This is a genomic window from Alcanivorax sp., assembly GCF_019431375.1.
Lineage (GTDB): Bacteria > Pseudomonadota > Gammaproteobacteria > Pseudomonadales > Alcanivoracaceae > Alcanivorax > Alcanivorax jadensis_A.
This window is the reverse complement of the sequence record NZ_CP080267.1, coordinates 268,029-284,510: the sequence shown is the minus strand read 5'-3', so window position 1 is coordinate 284,510 and position 16,482 is coordinate 268,029. Positions and strand designations below refer to the sequence as shown.

The 16,482-nt window shown below is 58.8% G+C and carries 11 protein-coding genes and 2 tRNA genes; 7 read left to right on the top strand and 6 right to left on the bottom strand.

The window, feature by feature from the left end:
* Positions 1-80 precede the first annotated feature (80 nt).
* The 5 genes from KZ772_RS01245 to KZ772_RS01225 all read right to left on the bottom strand — a co-directional run bounded on the left by KZ772_RS01245 (position 81) and on the right by KZ772_RS01225 (position 3,362).
* Entirely contained in the window at positions 81-1,457 is a 1,377-nt protein-coding gene (locus tag KZ772_RS01245; RefSeq protein ID WP_290509568.1) for a hypothetical protein, read from the bottom strand.
* Between the two features lie 657 nt (positions 1,458-2,114).
* Positions 2,115-2,191: transfer RNA gene (locus KZ772_RS01240), tRNA-Asp, on the bottom strand.
* A gap of 34 nt (positions 2,192-2,225) precedes the next feature.
* A tRNA-Val gene (locus KZ772_RS01235) sits at positions 2,226-2,301 on the bottom strand.
* A gap of 285 nt (positions 2,302-2,586) precedes the next feature.
* The gene (locus KZ772_RS01230; protein WP_290508962.1) at positions 2,587-2,775 is read right to left on the bottom strand and encodes a hypothetical protein; all 189 of its coding nucleotides are present in this window, start codon (positions 2,773-2,775) and stop codon (positions 2,587-2,589) included.
* The gene (locus KZ772_RS01225) at positions 2,772-3,362 is read right to left on the bottom strand and encodes a TetR/AcrR family transcriptional regulator (RefSeq protein ID WP_290508961.1); all 591 of its coding nucleotides are present in this window, start codon (positions 3,360-3,362) and stop codon (positions 2,772-2,774) included. The genes KZ772_RS01230 and KZ772_RS01225 overlap by 4 nt, the downstream gene beginning before the upstream one ends.
* A 186-nt stretch (positions 3,363-3,548) precedes the next feature.
* Here KZ772_RS01225 and KZ772_RS01220 point away from each other — a divergent pair, with 186 nt between their 5' ends.
* The 7 genes from KZ772_RS01220 to KZ772_RS01190 all read left to right on the top strand — a co-directional run bounded on the left by KZ772_RS01220 (position 3,549) and on the right by KZ772_RS01190 (position 14,469).
* Complete coding sequence (locus tag KZ772_RS01220) at positions 3,549-5,333, top strand: acyclic terpene utilization AtuA family protein (protein ID WP_290538087.1); 1,785 nt, start codon at positions 3,549-3,551, stop codon at positions 5,331-5,333.
* A gap of 63 nt (positions 5,334-5,396) precedes the next feature.
* Positions 5,397-6,266, top strand: a complete 870-nt coding sequence (locus KZ772_RS01215) for an SDR family oxidoreductase (protein ID WP_290538086.1) — start codon at positions 5,397-5,399, stop codon at positions 6,264-6,266.
* The gene (locus KZ772_RS01210) at positions 6,266-7,876 is read left to right on the top strand and encodes an acyl-CoA carboxylase subunit beta (RefSeq protein ID WP_290538085.1); all 1,611 of its coding nucleotides are present in this window, start codon (positions 6,266-6,268) and stop codon (positions 7,874-7,876) included. The genes KZ772_RS01215 and KZ772_RS01210 overlap by 1 nt, the downstream gene beginning before the upstream one ends.
* A 184-nt stretch (positions 7,877-8,060) precedes the next feature.
* A complete protein-coding gene (locus KZ772_RS01205) occupies positions 8,061-9,218 on the top strand; it encodes an acyl-CoA dehydrogenase family protein (protein ID WP_290508820.1) in 1,158 nt (385 codons plus the stop codon).
* A gap of 181 nt (positions 9,219-9,399) precedes the next feature.
* Positions 9,400-10,206: an enoyl-CoA hydratase-related protein gene (locus tag KZ772_RS01200; RefSeq protein ID WP_290538084.1), complete on the top strand. Its 807-nt coding sequence runs from the start codon at positions 9,400-9,402 to the stop codon at positions 10,204-10,206.
* Positions 10,207-10,383: 177 nt separating this feature from the next.
* A complete protein-coding gene (locus KZ772_RS01195) occupies positions 10,384-12,339 on the top strand; it encodes an acetyl/propionyl/methylcrotonyl-CoA carboxylase subunit alpha (RefSeq protein WP_290538083.1) in 1,956 nt (651 codons plus the stop codon).
* A 300-nt stretch (positions 12,340-12,639) separates the two neighbouring features.
* Positions 12,640-14,469 carry a long-chain-acyl-CoA synthetase gene (locus KZ772_RS01190; protein ID WP_290538082.1) on the top strand — a complete coding sequence of 610 codons (1,830 nt, stop codon included), beginning with the start codon at positions 12,640-12,642 and terminating at the stop codon, positions 14,467-14,469.
* 1,401 nt (positions 14,470-15,870) lie between these two features.
* Here KZ772_RS01190 and KZ772_RS01185 read toward each other — a convergent pair.
* A complete protein-coding gene (locus KZ772_RS01185; RefSeq protein WP_290509064.1) occupies positions 15,871-16,332 on the bottom strand; it encodes a phasin family protein in 462 nt (153 codons plus the stop codon).
* Positions 16,333-16,482: the final 150 nt, after the last annotated feature.

The window sequence follows — 16,482 nt, the reverse complement described above, 5'->3', positions numbered from 1 at the left end:
AACAACATCATACTTTCAGCGTAGACAATGCAAAAAACCTACCATTTTTCAGGAAAATGGCACTGACTCACATTCCGGCTTCAGCGAAAACGCAAAACGTTATCGATGGCGGAGTCGTTGCGACAGTTCGGGCAACGGTTGGCATTGCAATCCGATACCCCTGGCTTGAACTGGTTAGGCACTTCCACCCGGATCACACGTTTGCCACAGGCCTGCTGCTCAGAGCCTATTGGCACCTGGCATACAGGGTTTTCGTAATGCGCCAGCCAGGCCCGGTAATGGTCTTCAGTCACCAGACACTTACGCGCCGCGAATGCCACCGGGTTTTCCATATAGTTGCCAATCTGGTCAGCGGAAATTGAGATATGCCCCGCGCCGGGATGAAAGGCGATAAAGCTGAGACCCAGATTTTCCAGTTTCTCAAGCACCTTCTGTGCACCGGTGTTGGCCTCTTTAACCCGATTGCGCTTGAGCTCACCCAGCTCTTCCTTGAGCTGACTGATCAAATCATCGCGGGTCAGCACGTCCATTTCCTTGGCATGAATCTGCTCGGATAGCTTCGCCCGCTCCTCCTCGATACGCTGCTCCAGGGCCAGCTTGTACTGTTCGGTCAGCACCTCCAGTTCGCTGCCCTGGGTCTTACTTTGATGGCTCTGCTCTTCCAGACTCTGAGACAGTGACAGGACCTGGGCCTTGAGAGAATCGTTCTGCTCACGAAGGGCCACATTCTGGGATTTAAGCGATTTAAACTGCCCCAGCACCTTTTCCAGTTGGGCATTGAGGATTTCTTCTTTCTGCTGAGCAGCGTAACGGAGTTTGCCCACCTCTTCGGACTGGGAGTTCTCAAGCGTCTGTACCCGCAAACGCAGCTCCTTGATGATACGAGCAAGCCGAACCCTCTCCTCATCAGCCTCTTTCTTGTTCTGACTGTCTTCAGGGGCAATGGTGGGAGCCTTGGCTTCTGCACCGATGACTGGCGGCGCGGCGGCCGGGCTGGAATCCAGCTCGTCATCAATCTCCAGGCCCAATTTAGGACCACGCTCACGAATGGTGTCGCGAATGGCGATAAAGTCGTTGGCTCCGGGCTTCATACCCGGATCCCACATCTGATCCTGGTGCCAGGCCACCGGACACTGGCTGCGGCAGGCCAGGCGGATCGGCCCGGCCCCCATATCCGGCCCCTGCCCCGCATGCTCCGCAAGATGGCGCAGCGGTACATTCCAGGTGGTGTCGGCCATGCCGTCTTCGTCAAAATCGATGGTAAAAAGGACTAGCGAGCGAACCCGCAACTGGCCATTGACCAGACAGTAGGCGCCACGGACTTCCTTGTCGGCAAATTCAGGGACACCCACCATGCCATCCAGGATCGCCTCAAAATCCGCGTACAGCATGCTTTTGGTAATGCCCCGATGATCAAAAAACAGAATCGCTTCGGACGTCACGGAGGATAGAGGCATGTGTCCTTCCTTCCCTTGAGAATTATTGTAGTTGACCACTGACTCGCCACAACATCACTCTCTGCAAAATCCAGAAAACACAGTAGCGACGGCGAAGTCAGGGTGCTGCCAATTATAGTCAGCCCCTAATAAAAGAGTGTGACCTGAATGGCAGTAAAAAAAAAGCATACGAGAATGCGCCCATCACTATGCCGCAAAGCACCTGACGAAGACCAATAACGGCATCACGTTGCCGGAATAATATGTATTAAAGAGGGGGGATCAACCGCGAAGGCTTAACGAATAGGGATGGGGCAGGCAAACCGAAGAGGGGGTGATACGGAGAGGAATCAGAGCTCCTCTCCGTCGTCCACCCAGCTGTCTTCTTCCTGCCACTCTTCCAGGCATTCCAGCAGCTGTTTCTCTTCCAGTCGCTCTTCCAGATAGTCTTCCATTTGCTTGTCCTCCTTGTCTTTTCAGTGTTTTGGACCTGAAATTAGACAAGGTTTAGGTGACAAGTTCATGAAATAGAACGCTTCACGCCCGATGCTAGACGCCAAATGCAATAAAACTGAGCAAGGCACAACGAGACACAATACATCAGGCGCCCAACAAAGGATGACGGGGAAACAGAAACAAAAAAGGCCCCCATCAATGGGAGCCTTTAATGCTGAATAGTGGCGGAGCGGACGGGACTCGAACCCGCGACCCCCGGCGTGACAGGCCGGTATTCTAACCAACTGAACTACCGCTCCACTTTTCCTTTCGGAACTCTTCACTCTTAAAACTTGGTGGGTGGTGACGGGATCGAACCGCCGACCCTCTGCTTGTAAGGCAGATGCTCTCCCAGCTGAGCTAACCACCCGCATCGCGTTGCGAAGTGGGCGCCATTTTAGGGATTGCGCCCGGGGTGTCAACGGCTTTTTTTCAGAAAAAGGTCCGTTTGCCTAGAAAATGGGCGGAACGGCTAAATCTTGGGCAGAACAGAGGGGATCGGGAGCAAGTTACAAGTTTCAAGGAGCAAAGCGCGAGCATGAATAAGAGCCAATCCCAGGGCTTACGAGCCGCGCCGTAAGGGCACGGGGACGCGAGCACGGCCCCTCAAAACGGAAAAGCCCAACCCGCGCCTTGCAACTTTGAACTTGCAACTCTATTCCGCCTCCAGCGCCTCAATATGCGCCTTGGCCTCCTCCAGGGTAAATTTCCCCGGCACCGGCTGTCCGTTCGGTTTGGCAATCAGATAATGGTGCACATCCAGCGCCCAGGTCTGCCGGTTCAGCTCACCTTCCTCGATGATGGAGTAGCCACTCTGACCCCAGCTGATGGCATTGCCGATCATGCCTCACCCACCACACGACGCACGATAATGTCAGCCAGATCATCCAGCGTCAGGGAACCAGCCCGGTCGAACCAGTTGGGCGCCCAACCCGTCATGCCGGTAAGCAGACGGCGGATAATGAAAGGGTCATCCCGAAAAACCCCTTGCTCATGCAGGGCATTGAGTGCATCCAGCCAGAGTTGCTCATAAATGGCGCGCAACTCCAGCGCCTTGCGCTGTTTGTCTTCACTCAGGCACCGCCACTCTGTCACCAGCACGGTCATGGCCTCGGCGGTATCGCCAACAATGGATTGCAACTCCGCCCGCACCAAGGCCCGCAACTGCCCTTGCGGCGAGCTTTCTGCCGCCACGGCCCGACGCAGGCGATCCGTATTGAACTGGATCACCTCTTCCATCACCGCGTAGAGAATATCTTCCTTGCTCTTGAAATGATGGAAGATAGAGCCGCTCTGGATACCCACGGAAGCAGCGATATCCCGCACCGTGGTGCGATCAAAGCCCTTATCCCGAAACAGGTGGGCAGCCGCGCTGAGCAAACGCCCGCGGGGAGAATCATCGATTCCATTAATTGCCAGTGACTCAGCCATTGGTATCCTCTTTTTTGTATCCCCGCATTATCCCGATTCCGGGCTGCAAGCTGCAAGCCAGGGAGTGCGCAGCCTTCCATTAGCCTGTACAGGCTTTTTGCCTGCAGCTTGAAACTGACTCTTGCCAAACCAAGCGCTTGCTTGGTAGCTTACGAGACCACGCTTATACACGCAAATGGAGCCACCATGACCGAGCCCGTTCGCATCGGCTGTGCCGCCGGATTTTGGGGCGACACCAACAGCGCCGCTTTCCAGTTGGTCAAGCAGGCCGAGATCGATTATCTGGTGTTCGACTATCTGGCCGAGGTCACCCTGTCGATCATGGCCGGGGCCCGCATGAAGGACCCCAGCGCCGGTTACGCCCACGACTTCGTCAATAATGTCATGGCACCGCTGGCCAAGGACATCAAAGCAAAGAACATCAAGGTGGTCAGTAATGCCGGTGGGGTAAACCCCCGCGCCTGTCGCGAGGCCCTGGAAAAGGTGTTCGAGGCCGCCGGGATCGAAATGAAAATCGCTCTGGTAGAAGGCGACGACCTGAACCCGCGCCGCAACGACTTTGCCGATGTGACGGAAATGGATACCGGCGCTCCCCTGCCCCCCATGACAGTCACCATGAATGCCTACCTGGGCGCCCTGCCCATCAAGGCGGCCCTGGATGCTGGCGCCGATATCGTGCTCACCGGCCGCATCGCAGATTCCGCCGTAGTACTGGGCCCTCTCATGCATGAATTCGGCTGGGCTGAAGACGACTACGACAAACTGGCTCAGGGCTCCCTCGCCGGCCATGTAATCGAGTGCGGCGCCCAGTGCACCGGCGGCAACTTCACCGACTGGCGTGATGTGCCTGACTTCCACAACATGGGCTTCCCCATTGCCGAATGCTTTGACGACGGCCACTTCATCATTACCAAGCCGGACAACACCGGCGGCCTGGTGACCACCGCCACCGTTGGCGAACAGATCGTCTATGAAATCGGCGATCCCCGTGCCTACATGCTGCCCGATGTAGTCTGCGACTTTACCCGGGTTCAGCTGGAACAGGTGGGCGACAACCGGGTCAGTGTCAGCGGAGCCAAAGGCCTGCCGCCCACCGACAGCTATAAAGTCTCCGCCACCTACCCGGACGGCAACCGTATCACCGCCTCCTTCCTGATGGGCGGCATCGACGCCCCGCAGAAAGGCCAGGTGGTAGCCGACGCCATCCTGAAAAAGGTGGACGGCCTGTTCAAGCAACTGGGCATGGCCCCCATGCGCGAGACCAGCGTGGAAATCCTCGGCAGCGAAGCCACCTATGGGGCCCAGGCCCGCCGCAGCGACACCCGCGAAGTGGTGGTCAAGATCGGCGCGCTGCACGATGACAAGAAAGCCCTGGGTTTGTTTGCCAGAGAAATAGCCCAGGCCGCCACCGGCATGGCTCCGGGACTGTCCGGCCTGGTAGGCGGACGCCCCAAGCCGTTCCCGCGCATTCGACTGTTCTCCACCCTGGTCAGCAAGAACACGATTCCAGTGACTGTGGACCTGGACGGCAACACCATACCGGTGAACATTCCTGCCGGAAGCGCCTTTAACCCCGACGCTCTGCCAGATGACAGCCGTGGCGATACCGCTACCGGCGAAGTCGCCGTGCCACTGATCAAGCTGGCCTGGGCTCGCAGCGGCGACAAGGGCAACCATGCCAATATCGGCGTCATCGCCCGCCAGCCGGAATACCTGCCCTACATCAATACAGCCCTCACGGAAGACGCCGTGGCCCTGTATATGCAGCACGTACTCGACCCGGACACCGGCAGCGTCAGCCGATGGTCAATGCCGGGCATGAATGCCTACAACTTCCTGCTGAAAAATGCCCTGGGCGGTGGCGGCATCGCCTCTCTTCGCATAGATCCGCAGGGTAAGGCGTTTGCGCAGCAGTTGCTGGATATGCCCATCCTCGTCAGCCAGGCCATCGCTGACGAAGTTGGTGCATGATTTTGATTTTAGCGTCGGACGTCGGACGTCCGACGCTTTAAACCAATTAGATAAGGGAATCCCATGTCATACCGTTCCGTTTTCAAGCCCGAGCTGTTTGCCGGCCAGAACATCATCGTCACCGGCGGCGGTTCCGGCATCGGTCGCTGCACCGCCCATGAACTGGCTTCCCTGGGTGCCCGTGTGGTGCTGGTTGGTCGCAAGCAGGAAAAACTGGATGCCGTGGCGGCGGAAATCGAGGAAGACGGCGGCCAGGCCATCGGCTTCGCCTGCGACATCCGTGACGAAGAAGTGGTCAAGGCCACCGTTGCCGAGATCTACAAGGCCGTCGAGGTGGTTCACGGCCTGGTCAATAACGCCGGCGGCCAATTCCCCTCGCCACTGGCGCTGATCAGCCAGAAAGGCTGGGAAACCGTGGTGCGCACCAACCTCACCGGCGGCTTTCTGATGGCCCGGGAAGTGTTCACCCAGGGCATGAACCGTAATGGCGGCGCCATCGTCAACATTGTCGCCGACATGTGGGGCGGCATGCCCGGCATGGGTCACTCCGGCGCCGCCCGGGCCGGCATGGTCAACTTCACCCAGACCGCCGCCTACGAATGGGGCAGCTGCGGGGTTCGCGTCAACGCCGTGGCACCGGGCTGGATCATGTCCAGCGGCATGGACACCTATCCGGAAGGCTTCAAGCAGACCCTGAAAACCCTGCGTGCCGCCGTACCGCTCAAGCGCATGGGCAACGAATCCGAAGTATCCGGGGCCATCTGCTTCCTGCTCAGCGATGCCGCCGCCTTTATCAGTGGCGACACCCTGCGCATCGACGGCGCTGCCAGCCAGGGCAACGTGGCGATCTTCCCACTGCCCGACCACGACAAGAGCGAGCCGTTTGACGGCTTCCACCGTGCCACCACCCCCGATGTCTTCAAGGACCTGTAATGTCAGTCATTGAATCCGCACTGGACCCGAACAGCGAGGAATACCGGCAGAACCGCGAGGCCCTGCTGGCGGCAGTGGAAGAATTCCGCGCCATTGAGCAAGCCGTGGTGGATACCGCCGAAGGCAAACGCGCCAAGTTCGAGAAACGCGGCCAGCTGCTGCCCCACGAGCGTATTTCCCGGCTGCTGGACACCGGCTCGCCGTTCCTGAGCCTGATGAACCTGGCCGGCTACAAGATGCACGACGACAAGGACGGCACCGAAGCCGGCGGCAGCACCATTGCCGGCATCGGCTATGTGTCCGGTGTCCGTTGCCTGGTGACCGCCTCCAATTCCGCCATCAAGGGCGGCACCATCTCCCCCTCCGGCCTGCACAAGACCCTGCGCCTGCAACGCATCGCCATGGAGAACAAGCTGCCCGTGGTCAGCCTGGTGGAGTCCGGCGGCGCCAACTTGAACTATGCGGCAGAAGTGTTCGTGGACGGCGCCCGCACCTTTGCCAATCAGGCACGCCTGTCCGCCGCCGGCATCCCGCAGATCACCGTGGTGCATGGCAACGCCACCGCCGGTGGCGCCTATCAGCCGGGCCTGTCCGACTATGTGGTGGTCGTGCGTGAGCGCGCCAAGATGTTCCTGGCCGGCCCACCGCTGCTGAAGGCCGCCACCGGCGAAATCGCCACCGATGAAGAACTGGGTGGCGCGGAAATGCACAGCGGCACCGCTGGCACCGCCGAATACCTGGCAGAAAACGACGCCGACGGCATCCGTCAGGCCCGGGACCTGGTCAAGCTGCTGGGCTGGCGCCGGGCCGCACCGGATAGCGACGACTTTGAGCCCCCCCGCTATGACGCCGAAGAACTGCTCGGCGTGGTGCCCGCCGACGCCAAGAAACCCTACGATGTGCGCGAGATCATCGCCCGCATCGCCGACGGCTCCGACTTCCTGGATTTCAAGAACGACTGGGACAGCGCCACCGTGTGCGGCTGGAGCACCATCGAAGGCAAGCCCGTGGGCATCATCGGCAACAATGGTCCGATCACCCCCCGTGGCGCCGCCAAAGCCGCCCAGTTCATCCAGCTCTGCGACCAGACACGCCGCCCTCTACTGTTCCTTCACAACACCACCGGCTTCATGGTGGGGACCGATGCGGAACAGAACGGTGTCATCAAGCACGGCTCGAAAATGCTGCAGGCCGTGGCCAACGCTCGAGTGCCGAAGATTTCCATCGTGGTCGGTGGCTCCTACGGTGCCGGCAACTATGCCATGTGCGGCCGCGGCCTGGACCCGCGCTTCATCTTTGCCTGGCCCAACTCCAAGGTCGCCGTAATGGGTGGCCAGCAGGCCGGCATGGTGCTGCGCATCGTGGCCGAGGCCAAGCAGCGCGCCAACGGCATTGAGCCTGACGAGAAGGTACTCGACATGCTTCAGCAGACCACCGCCCAGAAACTCGACAGCCAGTCCACCGCCCTCTACGGCACGGCCCGGCTGTGGGACGACGGCATCATTGACCCCCGCGACACACGCCGTGTGGTGGCCTATGCACTGGACATTTGCGCCGATGCCCAACACCGCGAGCTGCACCCGAATGCGTTTGGGGTGGCAAGGCTTTAACGCAGTTACAAGTTGCAAGAGACAAGTTTCAAGGCGCGAGAAATGCCTTGCCAAACATCAATGCCATGCCCGCGTCCTTGCGCGGAGTCAAAACAGTAAGGGGCCGCACCACGCTGCTCCGCGTTGCAACTTTCAACTTGAAACTTGCGACTCAACAAACAATCGAACAAGACAGGGAGCTCCCATGCTTTTCACTCAAGAACACGAAGAACTGCGCCGCACAGTCCGCAACTTTGTCGAGAAAGAACTGAACCCCCACGTCAAAGAATGGGAAGAAGCCGGTCGCTTCCCCATCCATGAGGTGTTCAAGAAGATGGGCGATCTGGGCCTGCTCGGGGTCACCAAGCCGGCAGAGTTCGGCGGCATGGGTCTGGACTATTCCTACGGCATGGTCATGGCCGAGGAAATGGGCCGCACCCACTGCGGCGGCGTCCCCCTCTCCACCGGGGTACAGACCGATATGGCCACCCCGGCCCTGGCCCGTTTCGGCTCCGACGAGCTGCGCCAGAATTACTTGGCCCCGGCCATTGCCGGTGACATGGTGGCCTCCATCGCCGTGTCCGAGCCCCATGCCGGTTCCGATGTGGCTGCCATCAAGACCACCGCCACCAAGGACGGCGACGACTACGTGATCAACGGCACCAAGATGTGGATCACCAACTCACCCAGCGCCGACTGGTTCTGCCTGCTTGCCCAGACGTCCGAGGGCAAACCGCACATGAACAAGTCACTGATCATCGTGCCCAAGGATGCCGGCGGCATCACCGTGGACAAGCCCCTGCACAAGCTGGGCATGCGCTCCTCGGAAACCGCCCAGGTGTTCTTCGACAACGTACGTGTTCCCCAGCGCAACCTGATCGGCCAGGAAGGCATGGGCTTCATGATGCAGATGATCCAGTTCCAGGAGGAACGTCTGTTCGCCGCCGCCAACAGCCTGATGGGCATGCAGCATGTGATCGACGAGACCATTGCCTATGCCAAGGACCGCCAAGTATTCGGCATGCCGTTGATCGACAACCAGACCGTGCACTTCCGCCTGGCCGAACTGCAGACCGAAGTGGAATCCCTGCGCGCCCTCACCTACCGGGCCTGCGAGATGTACATCAACGGCAAGGATGTGCTGCAACTGGCCTCCATGGCCAAGCTGAAAGTGGGCCGCCTCAGCCGGGAAGTGGCTGACAGCTGCCTGCAGTACTGGGGCGGCAACGGTTTCATGTGGGACAACCCGGCTGGTCAGCTTTACCGGGATGGTCGCCTCGGCTCCATCGGTGGTGGCGCCGACGAAATCATGCTGGGCATTATCTGCAAGACCATGGACATCCTGCCGGGCAAGAAACGATAAGAGTTGCAAGAAACAAGTTTCAAGTTGCAAAGCGCGGACAAGGCTAAAGAAAACTGCATCGTCTTGCCCGCGCACAACCATTGCGGCGCGGCTAAAGCCTAGATCGTGTGGCACGCGCATCTTATTCGCGTTGCAACTTTCAACTTGAAACTTGCGACTGGTCATTCAAGCGAGAAAAGTCATGACGCTACCACAAACCGAAACGATAACGCTGAACCAGGACGGCCCGGTTCTGCACATCACCCTGAACCGCCCCGACAGCCGTAACGCCATGAGCCTGACCATGGTCAACGAGCTGATGGCCGTGTTCGAAGCGGTGAAGGATGATGCCGATGTCCGCGCCATCGTACTGCGCGGTGCCGGTGGTCACTTCTGTGCCGGCGGCGACATCAAGGATATGGCCGGTGCCCGCCAGCAGGCCGCCAGCGGCGACAGTGACGCCTTCCAGAAACTCAATCGCCGTTTCGGGGAAATGATCACCGCCGCCAACCACCAGCCCCAGGTGCTGATTACCGTGCTGGAGGGTGCTGTCTTGGGGGGCGGCTTTGGTCTGGCCTGCATTTCCGATGTGGCGCTTGCCCACACCGGCGCCACTTTCGGCCTGCCGGAAACCGGCCTGGGCGTGATTCCCGCCCAGATCGCCCCCTTTGTGGTGGAGCGCATCGGCCTGACCCAGGCCCGGCGGCTGGCCCTCACCGGCGTCCGCTTCCAGGGCGAAGAAGCCCGGCGGCTGGGTATCGTCCATGAAGTGGCCGCCGATGCGGACAGCCTGGACGCCCTGCTGGAAGACACCCTGAAAGCGGTTCGCAAATGCGCGCCCCATGCCAACCGGGTGACCAAACAACTGGTGCTGAACGTGGGCCATGAACCCATGGAGGCCCTGCTGGACCAGGCGGCAAAGGATTTCGCCGCCGCCGTGAACAGCGAAGAAGGCCAGGAAGGCACCATGGCGTTCGTACAAAAACGCCCGGCGAAATGGAATCAATAAAAGAGTTGCAAGAGGCAAGTTTCAAGTTGCAAAGCGCGCCCAAGATTAGAGAAAGACAACATCGTCTTAGCCGCGCACAACCATTGCGGCGCGGCTCAAGACCAGATCGTGTGGCAGCGCACCTTATTCGCGTTGCAACTTTCAACTTGAAACTTGCAACTCAACCAAGGAACCACAATGAGCTTTGAAAAAATCCTGATTGCCAACCGTGGCGAGATTGCTTGCCGGGTCATCGCCACCGCCCAGTCCCTGGGCTACCGGACCGTGGCGGTCTACTCCGAACCGGATGCCGGTGCCCGTCACGTGCAACTGGCTGACGAAGCCGTCTGTGTAGGCCCGGCACTGGCCAGCGCCTCCTACCTGAACGTGGATGCCCTGCTGGATGCCTGTCGCAAGACTGGCGCCGACGCAGTGCACCCGGGCTATGGCTTCCTGTCGGAAAATGCCGGGTTTTCCAAGGCCTGCAAGGATGCCGGCATCACCTTTATCGGCCCCGATGAAGATGCCATTCACCTGATGGGCTCCAAGCGCCTGTCCAAGATCGCCATGATCGAAGCCGGCGTGCCCTGCATTCCCGGCTACGAAGGCGAAGACCAGAGCGACGCCACTCTGCTTAAGGAAGCAGAACGCATCGGCCTGCCGCTGATGATCAAGGCGAGTGCCGGTGGTGGCGGCCGCGGCATGCGCGTGGTCACCGATGCCAGCGAGATTCCCGCCCAGCTGAAAAGCGCCCGCCAGGAAGCCAAAAGTGCCTTCGGCAGCGACGAGCTGATCCTGGAGCGCGCCGTGATGCAGCCACGCCATGTGGAAATCCAGGTGTTCGGCGACCGCCACGGCAATGTGATCCACCTGGGTGAACGCGACTGTTCGGTACAGCGCCGCCACCAGAAGGTAGTGGAAGAAGCCCCCTCCCCGGCCGTGAACGAGGCCCTGCGCCAACAGATGGGCGAAGCGGCGGTCAATGCGGCCAAGGCCTGCAACTATGTTGGGGCTGGCACGGTGGAATTCCTGCTGGCGCCGGAGGGGGATTTCTTCTTCCTGGAAATGAACACCCGCCTGCAGGTGGAGCATCCGGTTACCGAACTGGTCACCGGCCTGGACCTGGTGGCCTGGCAGATCAAGGTCGCCCGGGGTGAACCCCTGCCACTGAGCCAGGAGCAAGTCACGCTCACCGGCCATGCCATGGAAGTGCGCCTGTACGCGGAAGATCCGGCCCAGAACTACATGCCGCAGACCGGCCCGGTACTGTGCTGGCAGCCGGCCAGCGGCGATGGCGTACGCATCGACCACGGACTGGTGGAGGGCTATGAGGTAGGCAGTCACTATGACCCCATGCTGGCCAAGATCATTGCCGTGGGCGACAGCCGCGAAGACGCCCGGCGGCGCCTGATCCGCGCTGTGGAAGACACCGTGCTGATGGGGGTCCGTGACAACCGGGCCTTCCTGGCCGCCATCCTGCGCCATCCGGTATTTGCCGGGGGCGAAGCCACCACGGCCTTTATCGGTCAGGACTTTGCCGACGACGCCAGCATGGCCGGCGAGACCCCGCCCAGCCAGCTGTGGGCTCTGGCCGCCCTGCTCCGCTGTGAGGTGGAAACACCAACAGCCGAGCTGCGCGGCTGGCACTCCAGCACCTTGGGAGCCCAACCAGTCCAGCTCCGCTGTGGCGAACACGAGCAGACCGTGTATATCCGCTATCAGGATAACCATGCCGAACTGCTCGTCGGCGAGGATAACCACCGTATCGCACCTCTCGGCCCAGGCCTGGCCAGTATCGACGGCATTCGCCAAAGCTACCGGATGTACCAGGATGGCAAGCAAAGTTGGCTCCAATGCCAAGGCCACAGCGTCTGTTTCGAGGATGCTACCCACAGTGCAGCAGGCAGCAGCGACCAGGCCGGCTCCGGCCAGATCCGCGCGCCCATGGACGGGGCTGTGATCGAAGTCTGCGCGAAAGCCGGAGACCCGGTAAAACGGGGCCAGGTGCTGGTGATCATGGAAGCCATGAAGATGGAACACAGCCTCAAGGCCGACTGCGATGGCACCGTGGAATCCGCGGATCTCGCCGTCGGCAGCCAGGTGAAACGCCAACAGCTGCTGGTCAGCATCAAGGCTGAGGACTCAAAGTCATAATCCATCAATGACATTTTTCAAACGGAGAGGGACACTCCACTGTGATTCAATACTTTGCATCGGGCAGATAGGGCCAAAACGGACCGCCGCAATCTGTCCAGGCACTGCCACCGGGCAGGGCTCTTGCCCTGCCCTGGTGCTACGGTTAAGGTAAGCGCCCGCTTGCCAATACTGGGTTCCCGGCTGAACAGCCTTCGGATAACCGCTTACACGCCATGATCAATATTACTGGCCTGTATCGACTGATCCTGTGGTGTTCTGTGCCTGGACCTTCCAAGAACACAGACTAATGGAGATCCTATGAGCAACGCCGACATCATCACGTTGCCCAAGCTTCTGTCCAAGGTTCCCGAGGTGGTCAGCAATCTGCCAGGCCTGATCAAGGGCTCGCGGATGGCCAAGATCACTGACACGACCAAGCCTCTGGGCCTGGGTGTGGCCCTCGAGCGAGCCACCGGCATGAACCCCAACGGTGCCGCACTGATCTACGAGGACACCGAGCTTACCTACAAGCAGTTCAATGCCTGGGCCAACCGGCTGGCAGATTATCTGGCCTCCATCGGCCTGAAGAAAGGCGACACTATCGCCGTCAACATTGAGAACCGTCCGGAACTGCTCGTCACTGTCGCTGCCTGCGCCAAAATGGGCGTCTGTGCTGCGCTGATCAATACCTCCCAACGAGGCAAGGTACTGGTCCATTCTTTCAATCTGGTGAAACCCAAGGCAGCCATTATTGGCGAGGAATTGGTAGAAGCCGTGGAAGAGATCCGTGGCGACCTGGATCTGAAAGACAACTTCTTCTTCTTCGCCGACCAGGACACCCTGGAAAACCCGGGTGACGCCCCCGCCAGCTACAAGAATCTGGCCAGCGAAATCAAGGACTGTTCCAGCGAAAACCCGGCCTCCAGCAAGCAGACCTTCCTGCGCGATCCGCTGTTCTATATCTACACCTCCGGCACCACCGGCCTGCCCAAGGCCGTTGTGTTCAACCACGGGCGCTGGGAAAAGGCCTACGGTGGCTTCGGCTATTCTGCGGTGCGTCTGAACAAGGACGACCGCCTTTACACCACCCTGCCTTTCTACCACGCAACTGGCATGGTCATCTGCTGGGCGTCAGTGCTGGCCCCCGCCGGCACCCTGGTACTGGCACGCAAGTTCTCCGCCAGCGGTTTCTGGGAAGATATCCGCCGTCACGGCTGTACCGCGTTCGGTTATGTAGGCGAACTGTGTCGCTACCTGCACGAGCAACCGGAAAAGCCCAACGACCAGGACAACAAGGTCCACACTATTGTTGGCAACGGCCTGCGCCCGAGCATCTGGAAAGAGTTCAAAGACCGTTTCGGTATTGACCGCGTGGTCGAGCTGTATGCCTCCTCAGAGGGCAATGTGGCCTTCACCAATGTGTTCAACTTCGACAACACCGTGGGTTTCTCTCCGGTCAGTTATGCCATCGTCAAATACGACAAGGAACGGGACGAGCCGGTACGCGACAGTAACGGCAATATGATCAAGGTGGGTAAAGGCGAATCCGGCCTGATGCTCGGCGAGATCACCGACAAGACCCCGTTCGACGGCTACACCGATCCGGAAAAGACCGAGAAGTCCATCTTCCGTGACGTCTTCAAAAAGGGCGATGCCTGGTTCAACACCGGCGACATGATGCGTGATATCGGCTTCCGCCACGCGCAATTCGTGGATCGTCTGGGTGACACCTTCCGCTGGAAAGGCGAAAACGTCTCCACCACCGAAGTGGAACAGATTCTGGATGGCTATGACGGCATTCAGGAGTCCGTGGTCTATGGAGTGGAAATCCCCAATACCAATGGCCGGGCTGGCATGGCACAGGTTCGTCTGACCTGCCACCACAGTGAGTTCGACTTCCAGGGGCTGTGTGCCTATCTGAAGCGCGAGCTGCCCCATTACGCCATTCCCGTGTTCCTGCGTATCAACGAGCAGGCCATGGAAACCACAGGCACCTTCAAGCACCAGAAAAACAAGCTGAAAGAGCAGAAGTATGATCTGAGCCAGCAGGACAATGCGGTCTACGTATTGCTCCCCAAGGCCGACTGCTATCAGCAGCTGGACAAGGCAACCCAGGAAAGCATCGACAACGGCGAGCACCGTTTCTGATTATTCCAGGCTTGTCCTGACAAGAAGGGTGCCCTCGGGCACCCTTTTTTTTGCTTCATCGCCGAGTAGCGGGAACGGAAGCGACCCGCTCCAGGGCAAGGAACCAGCCGACTTGCCCGGGATCCCCCTGCCTGCTGCCCTTGATGTCCTTACCATCGCCACTGATTGCGCAGGGTGCACTGAGCCTGCACCGATCGGGCGCCTGATGGTGCAGCAGTTCGACTTAGGCTCAGCGGCCTCCTGCATCCAGGAAGTCGCAGGTGCTAGCGGCCATTTGGAAACTCATCCAGGCCTTGAGGAAGCGGAATCACGTGCAAGCACATTATTCTCTTCGCTACGCTGCCCGGGCAGAGTAATTTGCCTGTGGTAGACATCTCGCAGCACGAGCACCTCCCCATAACCAGCCGCGTTGAACAGCTCCCTCTGTAAACGCACAGCAGCTACTATCCTTCCACACCCCAACAACTATCCCCATGCTCTGTGGACAACTCTGTGCAGGACCTCAGGAAAACACGCTGCATCCCTTTATTGTCAGGCCTTCCGGCTGTTTGCATGTTTTTCCACCAGGACAGGGATTGACACTTTCAGCAACTCGTAACGGGGCATTGCACAACTGTCGGAGGTTACTCACAAAACCTGTGGATAGAATTGTGGAAAAGCTGAGAAGAACCGTCTGCAGGCCCCGGCAAAAGGCTTTCCCCTCTCAATGGTGGATAATTACACAGATAGCAAATCTTATTATTATCAGCAGTTTAGCGATGCTTTTTTGGCCACCACAAGTGACAGCTGGATGACAACTCATTGCGGCAACCCTGGAACAGCCTTGTGTAAAAACGCCATCTGCTTGTCAGAAACAGGCCGTTCAGGCAATCGATCCTTACCACACATCGACTTAGCCACATCCACAATATTCTTTTCCACAGAAGCTGTGGATAAACCTGTGCATAGCCGGTACACAACCGCTCTATCTCACCGGTTTTTCACGGCTATTGACGACATGCCTATTTTTTGAACAATCAATAAAGTTATTTAATTTCAATTGGTTACGCTGTTTTTTATGGACTATTAATGGATTTGTCATATTTTATTGCAGAAAAAGCCCATTGACAGAAGCCTGTGAACAAAACTGGGGCACAGGGACGTTACCAAGGGTGACAGAGTGGCACATTCGTTCCGAGTAATCAGGCTCGCACAACACCGGCATCCTGGCGGCGCAAACCTCATTCCCACAATACCGACAGCCACAGCTCTCACGCAGACCCTGTACGGGTCCCGAATAACGCGCTTCGCCATCGCCCGTGCGCTTATTGCGGACATAAAAAAAACGGGTACCAAGGGGGTACCCGTTAAAAGACACCACTAAGGGGTTAGCGGTGTGCGCTACAACACTGTTTGGACGCCTCAGCTCTTCTTGCGGCTGCGGCGTTTTGAAGCCCCGGATTCAGAGGAGGCATCTACATCTTCCTCCGCCTTGCTCAGTGCGCTGGTCAGCTCCTGAACACGTTGCTCCAGCTCTTCGACTTCCCGCTTATTGGGGAGTCCCAGACGGGACAACGCCTTGTTCAGGCGATCATCAAAGGCTTTTTCCATCTTTTCCATGGTTTCGCCGGTATGGTGGCGAACCCGTTCCTTGATCTCTTCCACCCGGGACTCGGTCTTGTCCTTGGTGTGGCGCTCCACTTCACGGCCGGCTTCAACCAGGGCATCAAAAAAACCACTGCCCTCTTCCTCGGCTCTTGCGAACGCGCCCAGTCCGGCAAGCCAGATCTGGTGGGTGTACTTGCGAATATCTCTAGAAGCACCACTCAGGGCCTTCAACGGGCTAGCATTCCGCCCTTCTTTCTCATTCTCGTTATCGGACATGATCCAAACTCCCGAAGGCAATTCCACGCGCGAGTGCAGCGAAAAGCAGCATGCAGCAACCTCAGCACTTGGGGTGAATTATAGGGGGGTAGTAAAGCAGGTTCGCACAGCTTTGTCTGACAATTATTCAATCAAAGATTATGTGATCAA